Source organism: Rhizobium sp. ARZ01, from assembly GCF_014851675.1.
In the GTDB taxonomy this organism is placed as follows: Bacteria; Pseudomonadota; Alphaproteobacteria; order Rhizobiales; family Rhizobiaceae; genus Mycoplana.
Window position 1 is genome coordinate 153,721 of the sequence record NZ_JACVAE010000005.1, and the last position, 23,477, is coordinate 177,197.

The 23,477-nt window shown below is 59.7% G+C and carries 24 protein-coding genes and 9 pseudogenes; 15 read left to right on the forward strand and 18 right to left on the reverse strand.

The window, feature by feature from the left end; genetic code table 11:
- Positions 1-149 precede the first annotated feature (149 nt).
- The gene (locus IB238_RS23210; protein ID WP_060585922.1) at positions 150-1,022 is read right to left on the reverse strand and encodes an AraC family transcriptional regulator; all 873 of its coding nucleotides are present in this window, start codon (positions 1,020-1,022) and stop codon (positions 150-152) included.
- Here IB238_RS23210 and IB238_RS24775 point away from each other — a divergent pair.
- Complete coding sequence (locus tag IB238_RS24775) at positions 1,021-1,524, forward strand: hypothetical protein (protein ID WP_246723804.1); 504 nt, start codon at positions 1,021-1,023, stop codon at positions 1,522-1,524. The two genes, IB238_RS23210 and IB238_RS24775, sit on opposite strands and share 2 nt — an antisense overlap.
- On the opposite strand, the gene IB238_RS23220 is transcribed toward IB238_RS24775, so the two are convergent.
- From IB238_RS23220 to IB238_RS23245, 6 genes are all read right to left on the reverse strand, one after another.
- Entirely contained in the window at positions 1,478-2,431 is a 954-nt protein-coding gene (locus tag IB238_RS23220; protein ID WP_060585925.1) for an ABC transporter permease, read from the reverse strand. The two genes, IB238_RS24775 and IB238_RS23220, sit on opposite strands and share 47 nt — an antisense overlap.
- Entirely contained in the window at positions 2,421-3,359 is a 939-nt protein-coding gene (locus IB238_RS23225; protein ID WP_192252929.1) for an ABC transporter ATP-binding protein, read from the reverse strand. The genes IB238_RS23220 and IB238_RS23225 overlap by 11 nt, the downstream gene beginning before the upstream one ends.
- The gene (locus IB238_RS23230) at positions 3,356-4,537 is read right to left on the reverse strand and encodes an NEW3 domain-containing protein (RefSeq protein ID WP_192252932.1); all 1,182 of its coding nucleotides are present in this window, start codon (positions 4,535-4,537) and stop codon (positions 3,356-3,358) included. Before IB238_RS23230 ends, IB238_RS23225 begins: the two co-directional genes overlap by 4 nt.
- Positions 4,538-4,580: 43 nt before the next feature.
- A complete protein-coding gene (locus tag IB238_RS23235) occupies positions 4,581-5,888 on the reverse strand; it encodes a Do family serine endopeptidase (RefSeq protein ID WP_192252934.1) in 1,308 nt (435 codons plus the stop codon).
- A 202-nt stretch (positions 5,889-6,090) separates the two neighbouring features.
- Complete coding sequence (gene groL / locus IB238_RS23240; RefSeq protein WP_192252937.1) at positions 6,091-7,719, reverse strand: chaperonin GroEL; 1,629 nt, start codon at positions 7,717-7,719, stop codon at positions 6,091-6,093.
- A gap of 55 nt (positions 7,720-7,774) precedes the next feature.
- Complete coding sequence (locus tag IB238_RS23245; RefSeq protein ID WP_192253409.1) at positions 7,775-8,089, reverse strand: co-chaperone GroES; 315 nt, start codon at positions 8,087-8,089, stop codon at positions 7,775-7,777.
- A gap of 191 nt (positions 8,090-8,280) precedes the next feature.
- Between IB238_RS23245 and IB238_RS23250 the strand changes: the two genes are divergently transcribed.
- Positions 8,281-8,826: an Hsp20/alpha crystallin family protein gene (locus IB238_RS23250; RefSeq protein WP_192252940.1), complete on the forward strand. Its 546-nt coding sequence runs from the start codon at positions 8,281-8,283 to the stop codon at positions 8,824-8,826.
- Positions 8,827-9,290: 464 nt separating this feature from the next.
- On the opposite strand, the pseudogene IB238_RS23255 reads toward IB238_RS23250, so the two are convergent.
- The 5 genes and pseudogenes from IB238_RS23255 to IB238_RS24780 all read right to left on the reverse strand — a co-directional run.
- Positions 9,291-9,434, reverse strand: a pseudogene (locus IB238_RS23255) (SPW repeat protein); the annotation flags it as partial.
- A 224-nt stretch (positions 9,435-9,658) separates the two neighbouring features.
- The gene (locus tag IB238_RS23260) at positions 9,659-9,940 is read right to left on the reverse strand and encodes a hypothetical protein (protein ID WP_060585934.1); all 282 of its coding nucleotides are present in this window, start codon (positions 9,938-9,940) and stop codon (positions 9,659-9,661) included.
- A gap of 9 nt (positions 9,941-9,949) precedes the next feature.
- Positions 9,950-10,249, reverse strand: coding sequence for a DUF982 domain-containing protein (locus IB238_RS23265; RefSeq protein WP_192252947.1), 300 nt, complete (start codon positions 10,247-10,249; stop codon positions 9,950-9,952).
- 70 nt (positions 10,250-10,319) lie between these two features.
- Complete coding sequence (locus IB238_RS23270; protein ID WP_192252950.1) at positions 10,320-10,796, reverse strand: Hsp20 family protein; 477 nt, start codon at positions 10,794-10,796, stop codon at positions 10,320-10,322.
- Between the two features lie 105 nt (positions 10,797-10,901).
- Positions 10,902-11,015, reverse strand: a pseudogene (locus tag IB238_RS24780) (protein usg); the annotation flags it as partial.
- An 86-nt stretch (positions 11,016-11,101) separates the two neighbouring features.
- Here IB238_RS24780 and gatC point away from each other — a divergent pair.
- From gatC to IB238_RS23295, 4 genes and pseudogenes are all read left to right on the forward strand, one after another.
- On the forward strand, positions 11,102-11,389 hold the full coding sequence (gatC, locus tag IB238_RS23280) for an Asp-tRNA(Asn)/Glu-tRNA(Gln) amidotransferase subunit GatC (RefSeq protein WP_192252956.1): 288 nt from the start codon (positions 11,102-11,104) through the stop codon (positions 11,387-11,389).
- A gap of 310 nt (positions 11,390-11,699) precedes the next feature.
- Positions 11,700-12,113, forward strand: a pseudogene (locus IB238_RS23285) (transposase family protein); the annotation flags it as partial.
- A 94-nt stretch (positions 12,114-12,207) separates the two neighbouring features.
- Positions 12,208-12,641 (forward strand): annotated as a pseudogene (locus IB238_RS24785) (IS3 family transposase); the annotation flags it as partial.
- A 54-nt stretch (positions 12,642-12,695) separates the two neighbouring features.
- A pseudogene (locus IB238_RS23295) lies at positions 12,696-12,927 on the forward strand (transposase); the annotation flags it as partial.
- Between the two features lie 171 nt (positions 12,928-13,098).
- Here the strand turns inward: IB238_RS23295 and IB238_RS23300 are convergent.
- Positions 13,099-13,461 carry an SPW repeat protein gene (locus IB238_RS23300; RefSeq protein WP_192252959.1) on the reverse strand — a complete coding sequence of 121 codons (363 nt, stop codon included), beginning with the start codon at positions 13,459-13,461 and terminating at the stop codon, positions 13,099-13,101.
- 404 nt (positions 13,462-13,865) lie between these two features.
- Here IB238_RS23300 and IB238_RS23305 point away from each other — a divergent pair, with 404 nt between their 5' ends.
- Complete coding sequence (locus IB238_RS23305) at positions 13,866-14,168, forward strand: DUF982 domain-containing protein (RefSeq protein WP_060585965.1); 303 nt, start codon at positions 13,866-13,868, stop codon at positions 14,166-14,168.
- A 127-nt stretch (positions 14,169-14,295) separates the two neighbouring features.
- Here the strand turns inward: IB238_RS23305 and IB238_RS23310 are convergent.
- Positions 14,296-14,496, reverse strand: a pseudogene (locus IB238_RS23310) (LysR substrate-binding domain-containing protein); the annotation flags it as partial.
- A 279-nt stretch (positions 14,497-14,775) separates the two neighbouring features.
- On the reverse strand, positions 14,776-15,078 hold the full coding sequence (locus IB238_RS23315) for a DUF982 domain-containing protein (protein ID WP_246723806.1): 303 nt from the start codon (positions 15,076-15,078) through the stop codon (positions 14,776-14,778).
- A 254-nt stretch (positions 15,079-15,332) separates the two neighbouring features.
- Between IB238_RS23315 and IB238_RS24790 the strand changes: the two are divergent.
- The 5 genes and pseudogenes from IB238_RS24790 to IB238_RS23335 form a co-directional block, all read left to right on the forward strand.
- Positions 15,333-15,445 (forward strand): annotated as a pseudogene (locus IB238_RS24790) (response regulator); the annotation flags it as partial.
- 32 nt (positions 15,446-15,477) lie between these two features.
- Positions 15,478-15,764 (forward strand): annotated as a pseudogene (locus IB238_RS24795) (sensor histidine kinase); the annotation flags it as partial.
- A gap of 1,091 nt (positions 15,765-16,855) precedes the next feature.
- Positions 16,856-17,233 (forward strand): Hsp20/alpha crystallin family protein, encoded by a 378-nt coding sequence (locus IB238_RS23325; RefSeq protein ID WP_246723807.1) that lies wholly within the window; start codon positions 16,856-16,858, stop codon positions 17,231-17,233.
- A gap of 10 nt (positions 17,234-17,243) precedes the next feature.
- Positions 17,244-17,648, forward strand: a complete 405-nt coding sequence (locus IB238_RS23330) for an Hsp20/alpha crystallin family protein (RefSeq protein ID WP_192252968.1) — start codon at positions 17,244-17,246, stop codon at positions 17,646-17,648.
- Between the two features lie 25 nt (positions 17,649-17,673).
- Positions 17,674-18,174: an Hsp20/alpha crystallin family protein gene (locus IB238_RS23335; protein ID WP_192252971.1), complete on the forward strand. Its 501-nt coding sequence runs from the start codon at positions 17,674-17,676 to the stop codon at positions 18,172-18,174.
- A 55-nt stretch (positions 18,175-18,229) separates the two neighbouring features.
- Here the strand turns inward: IB238_RS23335 and IB238_RS23340 are convergent, their stop codons facing one another.
- The 3 genes and pseudogenes from IB238_RS23340 to IB238_RS24800 form a co-directional block, all read right to left on the reverse strand.
- On the reverse strand, positions 18,230-18,493 hold the full coding sequence (locus tag IB238_RS23340; protein WP_192252974.1) for a hypothetical protein: 264 nt from the start codon (positions 18,491-18,493) through the stop codon (positions 18,230-18,232).
- Positions 18,494-18,727: 234 nt separating this feature from the next.
- Complete coding sequence (locus IB238_RS23345) at positions 18,728-18,877, reverse strand: hypothetical protein (protein WP_192252977.1); 150 nt, start codon at positions 18,875-18,877, stop codon at positions 18,728-18,730.
- Between the two features lie 325 nt (positions 18,878-19,202).
- A pseudogene (locus tag IB238_RS24800) lies at positions 19,203-19,418 on the reverse strand (recombinase family protein); the annotation flags it as partial.
- A 137-nt stretch (positions 19,419-19,555) separates the two neighbouring features.
- On the opposite strand from IB238_RS24800, the gene IB238_RS23350 reads away from it, so the two are divergent.
- The 3 genes from IB238_RS23350 (at position 19,556) to IB238_RS23360 (ending at position 23,476) form a co-directional block, all read left to right on the forward strand.
- Positions 19,556-20,218 carry a hypothetical protein gene (locus IB238_RS23350; protein ID WP_192252979.1) on the forward strand — a complete coding sequence of 221 codons (663 nt, stop codon included), beginning with the start codon at positions 19,556-19,558 and terminating at the stop codon, positions 20,216-20,218.
- A 1,090-nt stretch (positions 20,219-21,308) separates the two neighbouring features.
- Positions 21,309-22,100 (forward strand): hypothetical protein, encoded by a 792-nt coding sequence (locus IB238_RS23355; RefSeq protein WP_192252982.1) that lies wholly within the window; start codon positions 21,309-21,311, stop codon positions 22,098-22,100.
- Between the two features lie 113 nt (positions 22,101-22,213).
- Positions 22,214-23,476: an NHLP bacteriocin system secretion protein gene (locus IB238_RS23360; RefSeq protein WP_192252985.1), complete on the forward strand. Its 1,263-nt coding sequence runs from the start codon at positions 22,214-22,216 to the stop codon at positions 23,474-23,476.
- Position 23,477: the final 1 nt, after the last annotated feature.

The window sequence follows — 23,477 nt, forward strand, 5'->3', positions numbered from 1 at the left end:
GCGAGGAGTTGAAGGTGAAGTACCCTGACTTGTCAGATCTGGAATTTTGGTTCCGGGGGCCTGATGACACCGAGACTTATAAAATTCGCCGGTTTGATGGGAATCGAAGTGACGAACCCGCTTAGCGAAGAGTTTATCTCGCTCGAATTTCATCTGCGCAGCCTTGCGGCATCTTTCGACGGCGGCAGTCCGAACTGACGGGCATATTCCCGGCTGAACTGGTTCGGACTTTCATAGCCGACATAGAAAGCAACGGACGTTGCGTTCCCCTCCCCGGCAATCAGCAAGGATCGCGCATGGAGAAGGCGAACATGCTTCTGGTACTGGAGCGGGCTCAGCGCCGTTACCGCCTTGAAGTGGCGATGAAAGGCTGAGACGCTCAGTGCCGCCATTTCCGCCAGCGCCTCGACACGAAGCGGTTTGGTGAAATTCTGGCGTATCCATTGAATGGCAATGCCAACCCGCGAAAGCGCGGTATCAGGGGTCGCAATATCCCGTAGCATCCAGCCGAGCGGGCCCTGCAGGACGCGAAAAAGGATTTCCCGCTCATAGGCCGGCGCAAGGGCAGCGATCTCGTTCGGGCGCTCCATCAGCCGGAGCATGCGAACCCAGGCATCCAGTAGGTCCGTCGTCACCGGTGCCACGGAAAAGCCGGTGCTGTAAAGTTCACCTCCGGCAGGTTTGGGCAGATCGACCAAAAGGTTCGCAACGATTGCCGGTTCCAGTGTCAGGCTGATCGCCAGATAAGGCTCTTGGTTCGCTGAAGTATACACTGAGCCAATGGCGGGCAGATCGATCGACATCACGAAATAGGTCGCGGGATCATAATGGAAGGTCCGGTCGCCGACGGTCATGGTCTTCGATCCGGTTAGAATAATATTGACCATCGGGTCGTAAACGGCGGCAAGCCTGTGCTCCGGGATCTCGCCCTGCACCATCGCGACGCGCGGAATGCCTGTCTCGGTACGGCGGTTCTCTGCCCTGGAGGCAAGTTGCCTGAGTTCTTGAAGCTGTGTGATCATGAAATTCGTTGTTTCACAACAATGCTGCGCAATCAACACGAAAGCAGAAATAGGCAATCTTCAGAGAGGATCGTGCGAGCGATCACAAGCGGTCTGCGGCTATCTATTGCTTATCCAAATCGAAGGAGAAGCATATGAGCATCGTCATCATCACCGGCGGCAGCCGCGGTCTTGGGGCCAGTGCTGCGATCCAATGCGCCAAGCGCGGCATGGGGTTATTCTCACCTACAACAATAACCCGGAAGCGGCAGAGAACGTAGTGCGGAGCATTGAAGCCGAGGGCGGCAAAGTTGCAGCTTTGAAGCTCGACGTCGGCGACAGCGGGTCGTTTGCCGCCTTCCGCGACACGGTGCGCGTTACGCTTGGCAAGGTCTGGGAAAGCAATCTTCTTTCATCGTTCTCCTCCATTCACGCGACATCAAAAGACTTGCGGGTTGCGATGCGCCGAGCAGCCATCATGCCCGGACCTCCTGACGCTGGAAGGCGACATAGGCCAGGGTGAAGAGCAGGATCATGGCTGCGACCAGCCCTGAAAGCTGCGGCCAAACGACCAGCAGGCTTTGCATCGTCGGCAGCGGCGCTCCGGCGATGGCACCGTCGACCTGATCGAAGAACAGCGGGCCGACCGACCGGGCCGCCGGATTGAGCAGCATCGCCGTTACCTCTCCATAAAGTGTCTGCGGGGACAGCCGCGCGACCGCCTGCTGCGTTTGGTACTGCGTCACGACGGTCATCGGATCGAGAGGATCGATCGGCGCGACGGCGCTTGCTATCAACGGTGCGATCATGTTCCAGAAGACGGTCAGAACCAGCCAGACCGACAGCGCCGCGAGCGCTGAGGTCGCCGGCGAGCGGATTATGGTCGAGAATGCGATCGCCAGCGCCAGCCAGACACCGGCATAGGCGAGCGTGGTCGCAAGGTAAGCAATACCGCGCACGATGTCCGCGGCGGATGGCGGCAGGCCAAGCAGCAGAATGCCAAGCCCGGTCATCAGCAGCCAGAGCGTCAGCAGCGCGATCGTGATCACGAGAAGGCCCCCTAGGAGCTTGCCGAAAAGCACAGCATCTCGGTAGATTGGCTGCGCCAGCAACCGGCTCATCGTGCGGCGCGCGTATTCGCCATTGACCGCGTCGAATCCGAGCGCGATCGCCACCAGCGGCAGGAGAAACCCGAGGAAAGCTGCGAAGGAGGGCAGCGGTTCGCGCGCGACCGTGAGGAGTTTCAGGAACAAGAAGGGGTCCTCGGCGGTCGTTTCGGTAATGCGGCCGATGGCTCCGTAAACGGCGCCAATCGCGGTGAGCAGGACGAGCAGCATGATGAGATGCATGCGTGCGCTGGTCATGTGATCCGCAGCTTCCTTGAGCGCCACCGTTGCGGTGCCTTTGAATGGCGAGCCTTCACGCATCATGGCGGGCCTCCTTGAAGTAACGGCTGTAGGCTTGGTCGAGGCCGGCACGGTGCAGATCCAAATTCTTGAGCGAGCCGCCGGCCTCGATGACGAGGCGAGCGAGTTCCGGTCGGACATCGCGCTCGGCTTCGATCAGCCAATGTCCTGCGCGGCCCGGCACGATTGACTTCACGCCGGTGCTCGTTTCGCCTAGCTTCGAAAGATCAATGCCGTCCGCTTCGACATCGATGACAAAGGCGCCGCCGCCAGTTTTATCCGCCAGTTCCTCGACGGTTCCGAAGAAGCCGATTTTGCCGTCGCTGAACAAGGCTATGCGGTGACAGACGGATTGCACGACGTTGAGCATGTGCGACGACAGCAGAATGGTCATGCCGTCGCGGCTCAGCGACTGGATCAGATCAAGCAATTCCTCAGTCGCTTGCGGATCCAGGCCGGAGGTAGGTTCGTCGAGAATGCCGACGCTGCAGTTGCGCATCAGCAGCTCCGCGAGGCCGAGCCGCTGGCGCATGCCGCGGGAATAGTTTCCGACCAGCCGGTCGGCTACGTCAGTCAGCCGCACCTTGTCCAGCGCCGCTGCGATACGCTCCTTGGCTAGGTCTGATGATAGGCCGGCGAGGCGAGCCGTATAGGTCAGGTTCTCGCGCGCTGACATGCTGTCGTAGAAGCCGATAGCATCTGGCAGATACCCGACCTCTCGCTTAACGTCGAGCGGTTGGCGCAGTGGATCCTTGCCGAGGATACGCACTTTTCCTTCCGTCGGCTCGGTCAAGCCCAACAGCATCAGGATCGTTGTCGTCTTGCCCGCACCGTTCGGTCCGAGCAGGCCCACAACTTCACCGGCCGATACGGACAGGTCGATTCCGGCGACCGCGGTGACCCGGCCATACCGCTTGACGAGCCCCTTGGCTTCGATGACGATCGTGCTCATCGCCGTCCGTACCTCATCACCGCCATGCCAAGCACGAGCGCCGCCGCTGCGATGACGCCGAGACCCGCCATGCCCCAAACCGTCGAAGCGTTGACCTTTACGCGGAATTGCGCAGACTCCGATACAGGACCGCCGGTGGCGCGCACGGTAACCATGTAGTCGCCCGCGATCGCGCGTTCGGAGGGGGTAATCTTGACATTCACCTGGCTCGTGGCATCGGGCGCGATCATATTCACGCGTTCGGGCTCGAACTCGACTTTCCAGCCAGAAGGTGGATTGGCCGCGAGCTCTATGTCGCTTGCGGGCGCGCTGCCTGTGTTGACAAGCGTAAAGGGGAAACGTGATTCCTTGCCGGCCACGGCCTCGCCCGAAAGCCGTTCCTGCGGGCCAGTCAGGGTTACCTCAGGCTGCCCGGTCACTTCGATGCTAAGTTCAGTCGAGGTGCTCGTTCCGCCGCCAGAAACCTCCATCACCACCGGATAGCGTCCGGCCGGCGCGGACCTCGGAGGCGTAACCTCCAAGGTTACGTTCTCGCTCGATCCCGCTTCGATCGGCAGGCCGGTGATTTCTTCCGAACCGTAGCCGCGTTTGAAGCGCGTCTGGAAACCCTCGGGAGCGTTTGCCACAAGGTTGAACAGACTTTCCTCGGCGCCGTCGTTGGTCACTTCCATCCTGAAGCTAAACGTCGAGCTGGTCGTGCCCCTGAGTGCCGGCAACTCGGACTTTAGCTCCAGGCCGGCGCCCTCGTCTGCGTTCGACAATTTCACTACCAGTGGGAGATCGGCGGTCGCATTGCCGTAACGCGCCTTAACGTCGATCGGGACGCTTTCGCCGCCAACACCCTCAGGCGGCGTCAGTTCTAGATTGACCTCTTCCGTCGCGTTGGGCGCAACGATGACCGCCGAAACCTCGCGGTTGCCGCCCTTGAGCGACCATTGCCAACCGTCAGGAACCCCAGACACTTGCAGGGATGCTCGCTGCGGCGGCAGGTTGGCGTTGCGTAGGGTCAACTGAATCGATTCAGTCTTGCCTGGACGGATCGCCAGTTCCGGGTGCGGCGTTGTTAGCCAGAAGCCGGTCAATTCAGGCGCTTGCTGCGGCTGCTGGGCAACCGCTTCAGCACACGCAAACGTCGCTGCTACAGCCAGGGCTGTAATCCATCGAGCAGATTTCCTCATCTCCTTCTCCCATCGATGTTAACGTCATGCGTCGGGCAACCACCTACCGGATCACCAGCAAGTGTTTCGACCCGGCGCGAAACAGATCGAGCACTATCGGTTCTTTAACGCTGTCTCGAGTTCCCGCGATAGGCCGGCGATTGGCAGCAACGATCACATCGCCCATGCGCAGACCGGCTCGGGCCGCAGCACTTCCATCTTCAACGCTGGAAACAACCACGTTGCCGGCCGCATCCTGGAACTCAGCGCCCTCAAGGCGAGCGGGCATGGCTCCAGGCTTGGCAATTGCCTCGTCCGGCTCGATGCGCATTGACACCGTTTTGCGAACCCGATCGCGCAGAAATTCGATTTCGACTTCCGATCCGACCTGAGCCAGGCCGACACGATTGCGGAGATCTGCCGAGCCCGTGACTTTCCGATTGTTGACGGCGATGATGACATCGCCAGCTCGAAGGCCCGCCTGTTCCGCGGGGGAATCTGTCTCAACGTTGCCGACGACGGCGCCGTAGCTTTCCTCGATGCTGAGCGCTTCGGCGAGATCGGGCGACAGGTCCTGCTGGACGGAGATACCGATCCGGCCGCGCCGCACTTCGCCATGCTCGATCAGTTGCTCCATCACGGCCGACGCCATCGCGATCGGAACCGCAAAGCCGATGCCGACATTGCCGCCGGTGGGCGCGATGATTGCGGTGTTGACGCCGACCAGCATGCCGTCTGTTGTCACCAGTGCGCCTCCCGAGTTGCCGGGATTGATCGAAGCATCCGTCTGGATGAAATCCTCATAGCCCTCGAGATTGATGCCGCCACGGCCAAGGGCGCTGACGATGCCGGAGGTGACGGTCTGGCCAAGCCCGAACGGATTGCCGATCGCGACAACGGAGTCGCCGACCCGCAGGGCACCAGAATCGCCAAACGAAAGCGCCGTCAGCTTGTCGGCGACGATCCTCAGCAACGCTATATCGGTTGCCTTGTCGCTGCCCACCAGGTCGGCCGTGAAGCGGCGGCGGTCCTTCAGGGTTACCGCAATCTCGCCGGCGTCCGCGACGACATGGTGATTGGTGAGGATATAGCCTTTGTTGGCATCAACGATGACGCCGGAGCCCGCGCTCAGCCGCTGTTGTTGCTCAGGTAGGTTGAAATAGCGACGGAAGAAGTTGGTTTCGGCGGAAGCGCGAGACCTCACTGCAATGTTGACGACCGCCGGCGTGACGTCCTCCAAGACATCAGCGAGCGAGGGTTGCATGCTTGCCGACATCGCCGACTGCGGCCGTGCCGCCGGAAGCGGCGCAGGAACCAGTATGAGGACGAGTGCGGCGAATACGCCAACGTATTTCGACGAACGCGTGGTCATTTTTGGCCCCTAACTCTTTAGTTCCTCCTTCGGTGCAGGGGCGAGCCGTCGGGTCCAGCCTCATTGGAGTCACGATTTTGGCTCCTGCCAAACCAGCACCAGCCCGATAAACGCCGCGCCGATTCAGGCGCAATGCATCTCTTACTTCACAAGTCTACCCAAAGCCCGCGCCCCGTCGGGGGGCGCGGACCTATCATTGCAGTCAGAAGTCCATGCCACCTCCCGGCATCGGCGGGAGCGGTACATCCTTCTTCGGCTTCTCGGCGACCATTGCCTCGGTGGTGATCAGCAGGCCGGCGACCGAGGCCGCGTCCTGCAGCGCGGTGCGAACGACCTTGACCGGGTCGATCACGCCCTGATCGTAAAGATCACCGTACTCGTTCGTTTGCGCGTTCCAGCCATAGCCAAATTCGGTCTTCTCGCGCAGCTTGCCGACAATGATCGAGCCTTCGGCACCCGCGTTCTCGGCGATCTGGCGCACCGGCGCCTCGATCGCGCGGCGAACCAGGTCGATGCCGTGCCTCTGGTCGGCATTCTCGGTCTGAGCGTTGTCCAGTGCTTTGACGGCTCTCAGCAAAGCGACGCCTCCGCCGGGCAACACGCCCTCCTCGACGGCCGCCCGCGTGGCGTGCATGGCGTCGTCGACGCGGTCCTTGCGTTCCTTCACCTCAACCTCGGTTGAGCCGCCGACGCGGATGACGGCAACGCCGCCGGCAAGCTTGGCCAGCCGCTCCTGCAACTTCTCGCGATCGTAGTCCGACGTGGTTTCCTCGATCTGCGCCTTGATCTGCGCGACGCGGCCCTCAATCTCTGTCTTTGAGCCAGCGCCGTCGACGATCGTCGTGTTGTCTTTTTCGACGACGACCTTCTTGGCGCGGCCAAGCATATTGAGGGTCACGTTCTCGAGCTTGATGCCCAGATCTTCAGAGATCGCGGTTCCGCCAGTGAGGATCGCTATGTCCTCCAACATCGCTTTGCGGCGGTCGCCGAAGCCCGGCGCTTTGACGGCAGCGACCTTCAGGCCGCCGCGCAGCTTGTTGACAACAAGCGTCGCCAGCGCCTCGCCTTCGACATCCTCGGCGATAATCAGCAGCGGCTTGCCGGATTGAACGACCGCTTCGAGAACCGGCAGCAATGTCTGCAGGTTCGAGAGCTTCTTTTCGTGGATCAGGATGTAGGGTTCCTCGAACTCAACCCGCATCTTCTCGGGGTTGGTGACGAAATACGGCGAAAGATAACCGCGATCGAACTGCATGCCTTCGACGACTTCCAGCTCCGTCACCGCGGTCTTGGCTTCCTCGACGGTGATCACTCCTTCGTTGCCTACCTTTTCCATCGCTTCTGCGAGGAAGCGGCCAATCTCGGTGTCGCCATTGGCCGAGATGGTGCCAACCTGGGCGATCTCGTCGTTCCTGGTGACTTTACGGGCGTTCCGCCGCAGTTCCTCGACCACAGCTTCGACTGCTTTGTCGATACCGCGCTTGAGGTCCATCGGGTTCATGCCCGACGCCACAGCCTTCGCACCTTCCTTGACGATCGCCTGAGCGAGAACAGTCGCGGTGGTGGTACCGTCACCAGCGATGTCACTGGTCTTCGAGGCAACCTCCCGCACCATCTGTGCGCCCATATTCTCGAACTTGTCCTCGAGCTCGATCTCCTTGGCGACGGTGACGCCGTCCTTGGTGATGCGGGGCGCGCCGTATGACTTGTCGATGACGACGTTACGGCCCTTTGGACCGAGCGTAACCTTGACAGCATTGGCGAGGATGTCGACGCCGCGCAGCATCTTTTCGCGGGCGTCGGAATGGAATTTCACTTCCTTGGCAGCCATTTTTCTACTCCTTCCTGAGGCAGCATTCCTTGTCTGGCATGGGTCCGGATCGGCACTAGGCTGCGTTTCTCGCTGCGGCGTCGACCTCGATCACGCCCATCACGTCCGATTCCTTCATGATCAGGAGATCCTCGCCATTGAGCTTGATCTCGGTGCCCGACCATTTGCCGAACAGAATGCGATCACCCACTTTCACATCGAGCGGTCGCAGCTGCCCGCTGTCGTCGCACGCACCCGGGCCGGCGGCAACGACCTCACCTTCCTGTGGCTTTTCCTTCGCCGTGTCTGGGATGATGACGCCGCCGGCCGTCTTTTCCTCGGCCTCGATGCGGCGAACCAGGATTCGGTCATGCAACGGACGGAACGTCATATCGCTCTCCTCATGGACAAACAGATTTTTCAACGGGTCCTCCGCACCGCATTCGAAGCGAACCGACGCGGGGCGCGCCGACCTTTTCGGCATCGCGCGCAAATCGATCTGGTTTTTGTCTTTTCGAGTTTCAAGAGGGAATCAGAAATTTTTTAGCACTCTACCAGGTCGAGTGCTACCGGCATGAATTCATGAGACTATTTCACGTCGCTGGTGGTTGGGGGGTGTGGCTGCCTCTTGACGCAAGGCATCATGATCCCCACCTCATTCTCATCGACGCCCAAGTGGGTCGACACCAGTCCGGGAGCCCCAAGCTTCTTGGCGCTCCCTCGTACCTATGTTTCGACGAAGTCTTCCGCGGCTTCGGCCCGCCATCGTTGCTCGGTGGCACGTCGCCCTTCAATGGTTCGTGGCCGCACGTGGAAATCGAGGAGAATGACAACGAAATCCGCCTGATCGCGGAGGTACCAGGCGTCGATCCAGACAACATCGAGGTGCTGCTGGAAGATGGCGTGCTTACGCTTCGCGGCGAGAACAAATCGGAGACTGAGGACAAGGATCGCCGGTTCAGCGAGCGCTACTACGGGCGCTTCGAAGGGCGGCTGGCCCTTGGTCGCCAAGTCGATGAGGACAAGGTCGCCGCAACGTTCAAGAACGGTCTGCTCACCTTGACGCTGCCGAAGACCGAAAAGGCGCGAGCCAACGTCAAGCGGATCACGATCGACAGCACCAAATAATACCGACCGCGCAAGCCAGCCGGGTGCTAACGTGCCCGGCTGGTTATTCGCGTGGCAAAAACCGATGATGACGGAACCCCTTGCGCGAGACGGACAAACCGGCCGCGCTGACCGGAAGTCGTGGAGCACGTCAGCACAAGCCAGCCCTGGCGATTGACATCAACTGCCCACGACCAAACATTGATCCCGTAGCACGCATTTTTCGCCCGTCACGCTCTGTGATGACTTCGGCGCGCGTCTCGGGGCGACCCCAACCCGCGATGCCGCCATTGCCTACGCAAAGCGACAGAAACTGAATTGCACCGTCGTAGACGACAGGAGCCGCCGTCCCTAGTTTTCGTTGATATCAACGGCAAGCTCTACCATTCAATCCCCGTTGCTGCGCGATCGGCGCATCGATCGGCATCGCCAATTTTCGGAAGAGCCCGCCGCTGAAGCGGCGGGCCGTGCTCTCCTTTTCTCGATCATACATGTGCATGCGGGTTCCGCCGATAGTCCCAGAGTGCCCAGGCTGACACGGCGGTGACGAGCACGCCGAGGACCACATGGGTCCACATCGCGTTCATGTTCGCCGCGAATTGAAGCAGCCAGGGCGAGACCATCAGCCAGGAGAAGATGCCTCAACCGCACCACAGCCTACCGCTCCTCCAGGCCCAAAAAGCGGCCGCCGGAACAATAATGAAAAGCGAAAGCTGGCACCGTGCCGTCTGAAGAAGGCATTCTTTCGATGGGAACTGAATTCCCAGTCCGTATATGTTTGACGTGCCGCTCATATGAGAACCGCCCGTCGGAAAGCTGGCAAGGCTTTGAAGCAGGCGCCCAGATAACTCCGTCAGATATCGTACCGCGAATCGAGCTCTCGCAGGGCAGACCGAACCTCATCGATTGAAACCGGCTCAGGCGTTCCTGGCATATGACGGAGAGCTGGCTTCGAATCTATCGCGTAAAAGTCCGAAGCCCACGCGGCGAGAATGGCCCGTTTATCATCGACAGAAAGTGCAGGAGCCTTCACCACGTCCATTGGACGTCGAAACGGCGACCAGTGAGATGCTAGAACTTCCGGTCCGATGTTCACGGCAGTTGCGGCAATCTGCTTAAACATATCGTCCATCATCGGTTCACCTCAGCTTACGTGTGGATCCCGACTCCACCTCGGATAAGTCGCCGTTACCGGGTCAGTTTCCGGCGCAAGCAGGTCGTGTTTTTCCGCAAAGGCGGCAAACAACCCACGCGCGGTCTCAGCTTCGATCTCCCCGCGCAAGGCGGCGCCGCACGCCTTGAGCGCAACCGAATGCGGACCATCCCTGAGCGATATCGGCCACTCGACCAGATGGCGGTAAGCGTCCATCACGCTTCTCACTTCCGTCGGAAATCCAAGGCCGACGAGAATACGCACAGGGTTCTCGAACATATCGGGTTTCATAACTCTCTCCTTTCCAACCCGGTGTGCCCATGGGCGCCATCGAAACGGCGCCCATATCCGATGTTTTCGTTTAGGCGGCGCTCTGGGCTTCGATCTGCGGCGCGGCGTCCGGCCGTCTAAGATCGGAACCGCTTTGAATGCTGACCTTGCGCGGTTTCAATGCCTCAGGAATTGCCCGGACGAGATCGATGGTCAGCAGACCATTGCTCAATCCCGCTCCACGCACCGTGACATGGTCGGCGAGCTCGAAACGATGTTCGAACGGGCGGCCGGCGATGCCTCGGTGCAGGTAGGCTTCGGACGGAGAATCCTGCTTCTTGCCAATAACGGTGAGAAGATTGGTCTGGAACGTTAGGTCCAGGTCGCCTTCGGCGAAGCCGGCAACCGCAATCGAGATGCGGTAGCTGTCGTCACCCGTCTTGACAATGTCATAGGGCGGCCAATCGCTGGTCGAACGGTCGCGCTGGGCGTTTTCCAGAAGATTAAAGAGCCGGTCGAAGCCAACGCTCGATCGGAAGAGAGGCGTGTAGTCGTAAGATGTTGCCATAGCCATATCCTCCTGAAAGCAACATGGGTATGGAGCGCCGAAAGACGGCGCTTCCAGCATTGCCAGCCCTGTTGTCAGCGGCTGGCGGCAAATGATCTGGAAATCTCAGTGCAGCTTGAACTCACCTTCAATACGGCGCCATTCGTTCGGCCAGATCAGGCACTGATGCGTATAGCGAACGGAATGCAGCGGGCCGTCGAGATTGACTTGCCAGATTTCTGGTAGGCAGTCAGTGTTAGCGGCAGAAGGCTCAGACCGACAAAATCTAGCGCAAGCGACGGAAGCCATCAAATTGGACGCAGCCTATGTCGATAGATATCGCGACCATTAGACGTATTGCCCGCCTTGCCCGTCTTGCACTCAGCGAAGACGAGGCTGAAAAAATGTGTGGCGAGCTGAGCAAAATTCTGACCTTCATCGAGCAACTTTTGGAGGTTGATGTCGAAGGCATCCCTCCGATGACCTCGGTTGTGCCAACAACCATGAAAATGCGCCAGGACGTCGTGACCGAAAGCAATCATGCCGAAGAGATCGTGGCGAATGCTCCTCTCAGTGAGCGCAACTTCTTCCTGGTCCCCAAGATTCTCGAGTAAGCACAGACAGCCTCGGGCTTTGGAGCATTTCACGGCCGGCGATCGCCGCCAAACGATGCGCCCCTTTGCGTGGCGCGTGTTGGCGGCTTGAGATTTCCGGCCCACATCCGATGCTTCAAAAGCTTGCCGATCTCGTTTGTGATCGAATGATGTGTCATGGCGAAGGTCCTGTCGTTTTGCACTTAATCAGGTTCTTCCTCAAATTGTGTGGTTCACTCACCGTTAGACATGATGCCGCTATGGGCGGGGATGCAAACGAAAACGAAATGGTCGCCCGGCCCAGGTGCAAAAGTCCTGGGTGTCGCGCCCACTGCCTGATGACAGTTGGGTTGTTTCCGCTGCCGGTCCAGGGTTCGGCATTTGCCCTGATTGCGGCCGGAGGACTCGAAATCGGCATGGCTGGTCCAACCGGAGCCTTCAGGATCTGCCGGTCCAAGGAAAGGCAGTAACGATTAAGCTTCGGTTGAGCCGCTGGCGGTGCGCACACCAGAACTGTCAACGACAAACGTTTACCGATCGACTTCCGACGAATGCTCCCCCTTATGCGCGCCGGACAACGAGGGTCTCAGAGATTGTCAGTCTGCTCGGCCACAGTGCCGGCGGTTGTCCTGGCGAGCACTTGATGCGAAGGCTCGGCGGCATGGCTGTCAGCGATGCCGCGCTCGCGCGTTGCGACGCCACGATCCGGGTCGTTGGCATAGGGAGCTGGCGGCGATCCTGGCGCTACGGGGCCGGGTGCCACACGCTCATCGACAATCACAGCAGATGGTGTTCGATACCGTGCACGCCTTGCACAAGGAGGGTCTGTCCTGTTCGGAGAAGGCGAAATTCTCAAGGAAGCGCTCGAGATTGCCACCGGCCCAAAAAGACATCTGTTGCGCTCGCTGTCATTGCCGAATCACTTCGCGGTGACGGCGGTGTGCGAGACTTTGGGTGTTGCCCGGTCAAACATGGCAGAACGTGCAAAGCAGATCCCTTCCAAAGCCCGCGGACGGCGGCCGCTTGCTGATCGGGGACTGGTTGAAGAGATCAAAGCGATCATCGCCGACATGCCGACCTGCGGCTATCGCCGGGTTCACGCCATTTTGCTCGAAACGCCACCAACGAGGGGCGTGCCTGGCCAAATGCCAAGCGCGTCTATCGAGTGATCAAGCTGCATGGGCTGCTTCTTCAGCGCCATACCGGTGCTATCGATGCCCGCCGCCATGATGGCCGTGTTGCGGTCGAAGTGTCGAACCTTCGGTGGTGCTCAGTGCGCATTCCGGTGAAGTCGGCCGCTGATTCCGAAACGAAGCCGGCCACCTATTCCGATCGCACCGGCTATCGCCACTATCGCTCCGACCCGGCGATCTGCCGCGACTGCCCGTTGTAGGCCGCCTGCACATCAAACGCCGCTGCGACCCGCACCGTCACCCGTCATGTCTGGCCGATGCACGCGAGCGCGCCTGACGTCCTGGGGCAAGGCGATCTACAAACGCCGCAAGGGGACGGTCGAGCGCTCGTTTGCCGACGCCAAGCAGCTTCACGATCATCGCTATGGTCCTGACCAGGGCCCCTAACCCAAGGCCCGGCGTCGCGACGACACATACAAGCCGCCGCAATCCACTCGACAGCGCAAACCCTAAAACAAAAACCCGCCGAAAATATCGACGGGCTTGTCAGCAGTCTGAGCCCGCCGCTGAAGCGGCGGGCCATACTCCAATTCTCTATCATGCATGAGCATGCGGGTTCTGCCGATTGTCCCAAAGCGCCCAGGCCGACACGGCGGCGACGAGCGCTCCGAGGACCACGTTGGTCCACATCGCGTTCATGTTCGCCGCGAATTGAAGCAGCCAGGGCGAGACGATCAGCCAGACCCCGAGCACCAGGCTCGACCACTCTTCCCACTCAGCAAACGCCGACAGCGCGGCGACCGCCAGAGCGGCGAGCAAGATTCCTACAATCCGTGCGTTCCACGCCGGTATGGTTTCGCTGGCGAAGCCGAGCACCCAAGGTGAAACGAACAGGGCGACTGCGAGAACCAGATTGAGCCAATCCTGTGCTTTCTTGCTTTCCATCAGTCCATTTTCCATGACAACCTCGACGAATGAAGCTTGATCGACGGTGTTCTCGCGTGCTGTGCACGCTGCGCGAAACGATGTAATTTTGCGAAATACGATCTTCAAGAGCCTGATTATCTCCGTGGGCTGCAGCTACCACGACTAAGGCGATTGTGATCGACTGTCTCGGCAGATCGACGATCTTTGCGTAGGCGAACAGTGGCGGAACACACCCTTGGAGGAAGGCCCGCGACGAAAGAGCGCGGCCATGCTCTCGAACCCGCGGTCCGCCCCGGACCTTTGAGTTTGCATATAAGCGTGGATGCATAATGCACACTCCACCCCTTGAACTCGACAAGCCGCGAGAATAAATCTTTGACGGGCGCCATCCAAAAGCGCTTTCCTTGTTGAAAACCAACGAATTCAGTGAGGTGGAAATGCACACGAAGATGTTTGACCGACCAGTTTACCTGCGTGAAAGGAAGGATCTGGTCCTCGAAATAACAAACCTGGACGACGCGATCGATTTCCTCGAGGAGTGGTCCAAAGGAGATCGCGATATCATTCATGACGCGACCCTGAAGACCTGCTACCTGGCACATGACGGCCACAAACCAGTTCAGGTGGCGCGCGACGCGCTCCGCTCCTTTGCGCACAAGAAGGGTATCCTTGTGAAAGCGCCCGCGGTGTTGCCGTGGATGATCAAGGCCAAACCGGGCGGCGGTCGAGTACACCCGTAAACCGGCTTTCTGGAGTGGGGGGCCGCATTCGCGGCCTCTCTAGCTAGCGCGGTAAGCAGCGCTTGTTGCGTGGTTTTCAAGGTAGGCTGGCGAGCCTGCCTCCGAAGCCGCTTTCCTCCCATGGAAGTCATCGATAGCGCAGAGCTTCAACCAATAGCAGCAGCGCGAAGGCAGGCGATGCCAAGCGGCGGCTCGGATAGTAGAGGTGATATCCAGGAAACGAGGGACACCAGTCCGCTAGTACCTGGATCAACCGTCCTTTCTTCACGAGCGGACCCAGGTGGTCGCACGGCAGGCAGGTAAGGCCGTGCCCGTCGAGGGCGGCGTCGAAACGACGTCATTTTGCGGAAACTGATCTTCAAGAGCCCGATTGTCTCCGTGATGGGGCAGCCAGCCATGAATGACGAGATCTACGTCCCGCACCCTCCGCCGACCCGGTGGCCCAGGGGCCGTAAAGGCGAACATGGGCCTGACATGGTCAACCGAAATGCCCGGACATCGCGTCTGGCGGCTCTATCAGAACGCTTTAAAGGGGGATGGCGAATTGCTCCGGTGCGCGGGAGCGAATGCTCGAAAGGCTGGGGCACTAAGAAGTGCCCCAGCCTTTCTAGGCAAGCGAGCGTTGACCGCCGGTACCTGTCTTCGCCCCGGGCGGTCCATCCGCGCCTGTCGACATGCCCGCGTCTCGGCAGGCGTCAATAAACGCTTCGCGCGCGATGGCGACTGGAGTCACTCGGTTTAGAGCACGGCGGCACGTTTGAACCGCCCGATTGTATTTTCTGCCGCGATAGATGGGCCAATCCCTTTCGAGGAAATCGAGCACGTCGTTGACAGAAGCGAAGACCTGGGGCGCCCCGTCCTTCATGTGAACGGTGACGGGAGTCATCCAAACCAATTCCGGGTTGAGCATGATGTCCTCCTTTCGCATTCAAGCCGGATGAAAAAGAAGTGAAGAAAATATCGGCGCGGACAGAGCGGATTTCAAGACTTCCAAACACCTACCGCACGATCGACGTCGACTGACCATCCGAAAGCAGATCGACGCCTGCCTCAACACACTGGGTTCACGGCGTAGGCGCGGGGTATCCTTTCCACCGCCTTGACAGTCGACGATCTTCGCACAGAAGAACCGGTCGGGAGGAACCCTGACGAAGGAAGCCCACCATGGCCACCACGGACGATCAGCGCGAAATCCAACGTTTCTATGATCTTGGCGCAAACGTCTACATCACCAAGCCCGTCGATACTACGACGGTTTCGCCCATGCGATCCGCTAGCTCGGCTTGTTCTTTTCGGTGATGCAGATTCCAAGGCCGTCTCGCTTGGTGTTGTTGTGACCGAACTTGTGACCAACGCATTCAAGTATGCCTACGAATCGCGAGCCGTTGGCGAAATTGGGTTCGCCTCGTTCGAAGGGAGGACAACGCCGTGCTGGTCGTCGAGGACGACGGGATAGGCTGGAATGGCGGAGGAGATGCGAAGGGGACCGGCCTGGGCAGCAAGATCGTTCGCGCGATGGCGACGAATCTTGGAAGCATCGTGCGCTACGAGCCCTTATCCGCTGGCACGCGCGCAAGCCTTGACTTTTCCCCGTGATTGATCTCGTTCCGGGGTAGGCTCGGCCCCGGCATTCGTCTCGCTGACACGTCTTCACACGGCATGACGGCCATATTTGTTAGAGGCTGGCATCACGACAGGGAACCGGTCTTCAAGTGGACCGTCTGCTCTTCCAAGCCCCTCGCGGCTCCTGTGACTTTCGATGCCGTCATGGATGCGCTTCGCCGGCTCGATGAATTCTGCGCCCCAAGGCCTCGACCGGCCTCTTTCAAACGAGAAGGGTCGATAACGGAGCTGCTGACACAAAACGAGGAGACGAACCTTAGGCCGATTGAATTGCTGGCTGGCTGCGAACGCCAACCTTCCGATGAGGTTTCCCGTCAATCGGGCATCGCTGAGCGGGCGAATTTCGGCACGAATTTTCCGGCTTGGCGCTCCGTCATGACTTCGGCACGCGTCGGCAACCGAGGGTTGGTGTTTGAACGCACCCTTCATTGGTGGGCTACACAGGAGGGGATCATCATACGCCCAGGTCGAGCTTAAATTTCCCTGACGGGAGGCGCCCATGGCCTTCGCCGAGAGGCAAGAGCCCGAACTGCGCATTCACCAGAACTGCCTTGCCCGAGCGCTCGAACACGTCTCCGCGAGCCACGGAGAAGCTGGTCCAGGCACCGGCCAGGAAGCGATCAAAGCGCAAAAAGCCAGGCCGCTCGTTTCAGTGAGATCAGAGGCCGACCGAGCAAAGATTGATCCACTCTCAAGCAACGTCGGCCCTTGAAACGCGCGTTTTGCTCACCTACCTCATTCTTGCCGGATGCCCCTCTCGGATCCTGGCACGGGAACGATGGTCCACTCATGCGTTGGACCGGGTTCGGTTCATATCGCTTCGCAAGGAGGATATGGTCCGGCGTCTGCCCGACCCCCCACCTACTTGCGTAGCGCGCTGTGCGATCGACCGTCTCGGTCTTCTCATCGTCTCGTCCCGACAGCCTCCGATCCATTCGGCCCCCGGCCTGCACGTGCTTGGCACGTCGCAAGCAACATCGCTGATTAGGAAACGAAGGAGGAAGCACATGCTGGTATCGGATTTTGGCCGCATCGGGTTCGACCCGTTTCTGGAAATGCGGCGCATGCAGCAGGAAATGAATCAGCGCTTGTCCGACATGACAGCCAAAGCCGCCCAGGAGTTTCCACCCGTCAACCTCTGGATGGGTGAGGACAGCGTGGCGGTGACTGCTGAATTGCCTGGGATCGCGCCTGACGATGTCGATCTCACGGTTCGCGAGAACACCTTGACATTGACGGGCGAACGCGGATCGCCGGCAGAGGACGAGAAATCCGTTTGGCACCGGCGCGAGCGAGTATACGGAAACTTCTCTCGAACGGTGCAATTGCCTTTCCGCGTCGATCCGGAACAGGTCGAGGCGCGTTTCGCCAACGGGCTACTCGAAGTTGAACTGCACCGGCCTGAGACGGATCGGCCGAAGAAGATCCAGATCAAAGGATAAGGAGGCAAACATGGCTCAGGAACTGAAAACGACCGAGCGCCGGGTCCCAAGCAAGCTTGACGGTGGCGAACCGACCCGTTCGCGCCCGGTGTTTGTCCCGCGCACCGATATCTATGAGACAGAGGACAATGTCGTTGTTCTCGTCGACATGCCCGGCGTCGCCTCGGAGGGTGTCGACATCACCCTCGAGAAGCGGACGCTGGCGATTCGCGGCTACGCGACGGACCAGCAGCATGACAACTATCGCCAAATTTACGCCGAATATGGCGCGGGCAATTATGAGCGCATCTTCACGCTGTCCGAGGATATCGATCGGGACAGTATCGAGGCATCGCAGAAGAACGGCGTCCTGCGGCTGGTCCTCCCGAAGGCCGCGCCGGCCAAGGCGAGAAAGATCCAGTTGAAGATGGCGTAGTTCGTCCGGAGAAAGGAGGTTGACCATGCAGATTAGAGATCTGATCCCCTGGGGCAACAACAAGGGAACCGAAATTGCGAAGTCAGACGATGGAAACCCCGTCTTTTCTTTGCAGCGCGATGTGAACCGTATCTTCGAGGACTTCTGGAAGCGGTTCGATCAACCGTTCGGCGCTTTCGGGCGCTGGGATACCGGTGGGCCGCGAACGGACATCGCCGAAACCGAGAGTGCGCTCGAGGTTTCGGTGGAACTTCCTGGAATCGATCAGAAGGACGTCGATGTCTCCCTGACGGACAGCGCGCTCACGATCAAGGGAGAAAAAAAGAGTGAGCAGGAAGAGAGCAAGAAGGGGTATCACTTGTTGGAACGCTCATACGGGTCGTTCTACCGCTCGATCCCGCTCCCGTCGGGCGTCGATACGGACAAGGCCGCCGCGCAATTCAAGAATGGTGTCCTGACTGTGACGCTCCCAAAAACGGAGGAAGCGCTGTCGCGCGTGAGGAAGATCGAGGTGAAGGCGACCTGACATCGACTTCACGGTCGTGAGATGCGGCGGACGAAATCCGTCGCATCTCTTACGATTACTGGATGCGTCTCGTCCGGGGATACGCCATGAGCGAAGCGCGGGCGCGGGCGAGATCTTCGCGGGCGACGGTCAACATCGCGTCTGCCGTATCCAGAGCCGCGAAAGCAGCCGCAGTCGGATTGGGCCGTTCCGCAGTGATGCGAACCCAGGTGCGATCGATTTCAGCAAGAGCCGCGCGAACATTCGCGATCGCTCGTTCAATGGCATCGTAGAGAGCAATCTCCTCTTCGGAGACTCTTCGCGATTTGTCACCGGTCATCGATCTTTTTCCGGCCACACCGGTCCATTGTGCATGCTCGAATGGCAAAACTACCACCAAGAGCGCTCATTTTAAACAGTCAGCGTGGCAACGATAGGATCGAAAATGGGTGAGAAACGCCGAACCGGTGGGCGCCGATGCACGTGTGCTAGAGGCATCAAGGGTGATAGTCGCGGCCATGGAAACGGCTCATGAACGGTGGTTCACTGCCAATTCTCCCCTCTGCCTTCAACGTCAGTTTTCCTGAACGGACACGCCATTCTGGTCAAGCGGGACGTCAACGCCGGCCGGCTTCGTTTCCTCGCGATAGAGGTAGACGCCGAGGACTATGGCGGCGACAACCAGGCCGCCGATGATCAGGTCGAGGGTGTTGTTTTGCTGCATGAGAGCAATTTTGCCTCTAATAGGTGAAGGGAGGAGCGGTTAGCCGCCTGTGAGAACGGCCGAGTTTCGCAGTTCATAATTGCAGCTAACGGAATAATACTCGAAAAAACCAGCATGCCGCGGGCATGAGACGCCTTAGCGGTAAGCCTACGCTGCGGCGTAAGTTCGGAGGTGCCGTCTCAGGGGATCCGCAAAAATAGCGCGATCGTTCTTCCGGCCCGGATCAGGCGACAGTCCGCTCCGGGTCATGCCCGGCAAATGGAGGCGGCAACATCGTCCGTTTTCCACCCTTCTGCGACGCTGCGCTCGCCGTGCTTGCCGAGGCTCACTCCACTTCTCTTCTGCTCGCTCCACTTGTCTTCTGAATTTCACATAGTTTCTCGGCTTTGAGCGCTTCGTAGAGCGCTGTCTTGCCGATCTTTACGCGAGCGGCAGCTTCGCGAACATTGAGACCGGCCGCCAGATGCTGTTGGGCCTTTGCGAGTTTTTCCGGCGTTACCACCGCTTGTCGGCCGCCGCGCCGGCCCCGCTCCTCTGCGGCTTACGGCACTCGAAGCCATCACGCATGTGGCGATAAGGCGCGGTGTTCGCATCGCTCACCGGGCCCTGGCTGGCGGACTGTCAGAGGTCCAGAAGGTCGAACTGGATAAACTTCTCGACCCGCGTGAGGGGACGGGTGTGACAGTTCTTGCTTGGGCGAGGTCACCAGCATTGTCGCCAGCCGCCGTCAACCTCGACAGGATCGCCGAGCGCATTCGCCTTCTTCGGTCGTTGGCCCTGCCGGTGACGTTGATGGAGCGCATTCCGGTCACGGTCTTCAATGAATTCGCCGCAGAGGGGATGCGGATGAGCGCGCAGCATCTGCGCGACCTCAACACCGAACGCCGGCATGCCGTCCTGGCCGCGACGGTGTTGCACCTTTCCCGCCATCTGACCGACTGCGCCATCGACATGTTCAAAAAACTCATAGGCATCCTGACTCGGCGAGCCGACAACCAGGCAGCCGCTCGCGTCACCCGATCTGTCCGGGAGGTGCAGAAGCCGCTGAAGGACGTCTCGAAAGCTTGCCATGCGATCATCGAGGCCAGGGAGAAAGGCGAAGATATCGCCAAAGCGCTTGAACAGGTCATTCGATGGCCGGTCTTCGCGACCAGTGTCCGGGCGGTCGATACGCTGATCGCGCCGGATGTCATCGACGGTAGAATCGAAATGCTCCAGCGCTATCCGACGATCCGGAAAATGGCGCCGGAATTTCTCTCGACCCTCGTGTTCCGCGGTCACGCTCGCTTTCTGGAGCGTTGGAGCAGTCGCCTGAACGATGCCGTCGATCACGTCACCTAGAAGGTCTTCGGCGCGTACGTTGCCAACACCGCAAAACAACCCGACCAACGCGAGTGCCGTCAAAGCGCTGCAGATGATTCCACTGCGAGACATTGGCCGCTTCCGACGCTGCCATAGCTAGTCCGGTGAAAGATAGGTAGTTTCGACGACATTTGAAGAAGTCGGCACCGGCCATCCATAGGGGTTCTGCCGCACGAAATTCCGGCAAAAGGAAGCCCGCCGGAGTGGGCTAGTTGCCTTGGGAGGAAGCGCGAACGCATTACTCGTCGCGCTTTCATCCACGGTGCTCCTGAAGCGTATACATCCGGTAAAGGGGAAGCCCTCCCTCAGGCCACGACATTATGAGGGGGTGCCGGCGCCCGACGCCGGAGGGTATTCAGCGTCGGGCGACCCGGTGTGGGGCCGGGCATGGGAGCCGGGGAAACCTACCCAAACCGCAAACAGCGAAAATCGTCAGTAAAAGGGTGGGATTTTTATGGTGTTTTTGGTGAGCGCGCAGGGATTCGAAGCCTGGACCTACCGATCGAAAGTCAGTCGCTTGATTGACGGCGGGACGTCCACTTTCTCTAACGCGCAACCGAAAGCAGTCAGTCCGCTGCCGGCCCCAAACCGGCGCAAATCCGTGTTCTCTCGCATGGATGTTCTGGTTTTGGTCTTCGAAAGTCGCATAATGGATCGAGGGGAACTGCCGGTGCAGGCGAGCAACGAAAATAGAAACTGGTAGGGACACAGCTATTCACCGCGGTGGTCTGCGGTTCGAATCCCTTCAACAGCACGACTCTGCGTAGCCGCGGAGCGAAAAATCTCATTCTCCAACTGCGGAGAATAATTAATTAACATATAAACTCTATCGTGGAAACGGCATCATATTTTGATATTATAATCCATTACCTTAGATGTTCCTATGGCTGAGTTGTTAGACAAGGATGCACTGTCCATCGCGTCCAGTTCCGGTTGGATGACCGCGGAAGCAGTTTTCCACCATCCGGATTTCCCCGCCGTCGACAGACAACTTGCCGCCCACCTCATCAAAATTCATCGGGAAACGCCCCGGTTGGCGCGCCTTAAGGCTTCTCACCGAAAGTGGTTCATGACGCAAGCCATGTACGCCCTGTGCATGCGGCGGGCGACAGGCAATGATGCCGTCGGGCTTCATGCGAGCCGCTTTATCGAGGCCGTCACCTCGATCGGAGTTGCGAGCCGGAACACGGCGGATGCCTTTCTCAAGGAGTTGCTCGCCTACAAGTTCCTGCAGGAAATTCCTTCGCGACATGACAGGCGGATACGAAGCCTTGGGACAACACCGGCAAGCGACGCGGCCATGCGGGGCTGGTTCATGGGGCACATGAGTGGGCTGGACCGTATGGATGGCGGCAACCGAGTCGCTGCCTGCGGGGAAAATCCGCTGATCTTCCGCACTGCGCAGCCACGCGCGGCCGCAGCGCTGATCGCCAATCCCATTTGGCGTTATCCGCCTGACAGTATCGGCCATTTCCTTGCTTCGGAATTCGGCGGGATGATTATTCACGAGTTCATGTTCGAGATCGCGGACTTTACGGCCGTAGACGGCAGAGTGGTCGTCGGTCCCGTCAATGTCCATTCGCTTGCGATGCAGTATGGGATTTCCGCCACCAACATCAAACGGATGTTCAAGCGGGCGCAGGAGGAATCGTGCCTCGGCTGGGAAGGGCGCCGCGGGCACAAGGTCCTTTGGCTCTCCCGACACTTCCTCGACGACTATCTGTGGTGGCAGGCGCAAAAGTTCTCGGCCCTCGACGAGGCGTTTTATTTCTCTTTCGCAACGGTGCCGTCTGCAGGTTCGGGCGGGCGATCTCAGGGAGGCTGTGCAAGAGAGCGGAGGCCGCAGCCGACCGGCCCGTAACGGAAGAGAGGATGAATGCTCCCAGATTTGGTCCTTGAATGTGACGGGTGCATCTTCGCCCGCGCACTCGACTGCTTTAATCGCGTGGGGAACATTGTCTCGGAGCAGGGTGGATGAGTGCACTGGATGAGGGGCTTTTCCGCAAGGAAGCGCTGGAGCAGAATTTTTCGCCTGAGCGGTTGGAAGAGGCGGTGCGTATCAACACCGCGGCCAGTCGGGTCGGACTTTTTGCCATGCTTCTGCTTTGCCTCCTGTTCGCAGTGTGGGGCTTTGTCGGGCGTATTCCCGCTCGCGTCGAGGGTCAGGGCATCCTGCTGTTGGCGGGTGGACAGGTCATCGACGCTGCGGCGCTGGTGTCCGGGACGCTTGTGACGACTGTAAGCCGCGTCGGCGAAGCCGTTGCAGCCGACGCGGTGCTCGCTCGTATTGACCAGCCGGATGTGCGCCTGAGTTTTGAGGCAGCGACGCAGCGGGTGGAGCGTTTGCGGGAGAACCTGAAAGCGGTGGAGGAGAATGAGGATCGGGTACTTGCCGCGCGAAAGGCGAACGCTGAAGCTCTCCGTGCCGCCTATCGGGAGAAGATGGCGGATTCTGTCCGGCGGCGCGATACCTACCTCGCCCAACTTGCCCGGCAGGAGAAGCTGGCGAGTGCGGGGGCCGTCACGACCACGAACCTGCAGCAGACCCGCGAAGAGGTGGAAGAAGCCAATCAAGCCTTGTCCTCGACGCGCGCTGCCCTTCTTGAACTCGACGCCACGTTGATCACGGCAGGTGCCGAAAGGTTGCGGCGATTGCAGGATCTGCGGCAGGACTTGTTGCGCGAGACGGCCGACCGCGACCAGCTACGCCAGAAGCTGGATGTTTTCGGTAAGGTGGTCTCTCCCTCCGCAGGCCGGCTGATCGAATGGAAGGCCCCTTCGGGAACGCTGGTGGCGGCCGGGACGCCTGTTGCGAGCGTCGCCACGGGCAAGGGCTCTCTTCAGATGCAACTCTACCTGCCGCCCGCCAGCGGTAAGCGCGTGCGGCAGGGAATGCCGGTCAATATCGAGATCGCCGGTCTGCCACGCGAGCAATGGGGCACGCTTGAGGGCACTGTCGTTTCCGTTTCGGACTTTCCGGCAACCCGCGAGGGCATGTTTGCAACGTTGCGCAACGACGGATTGGTTTCGCGCTTTTCGGCAAAGGGAATGCCCTTCGTTGCGGTTGTCGAACTGACGGCAGATCCAGACACGCCCGGAGGCTACCTCTGGCGCGGCGGCCATGGCCCGGACGAGCCGCCGGGGCAGGGGGCAATCGGCACGGGCAAGGTGACGATCGAGGAACGCGCGCCCATCGATTTTCTCCTGCCGTTCCTGCGCACGTTGACGGGGACCTGAT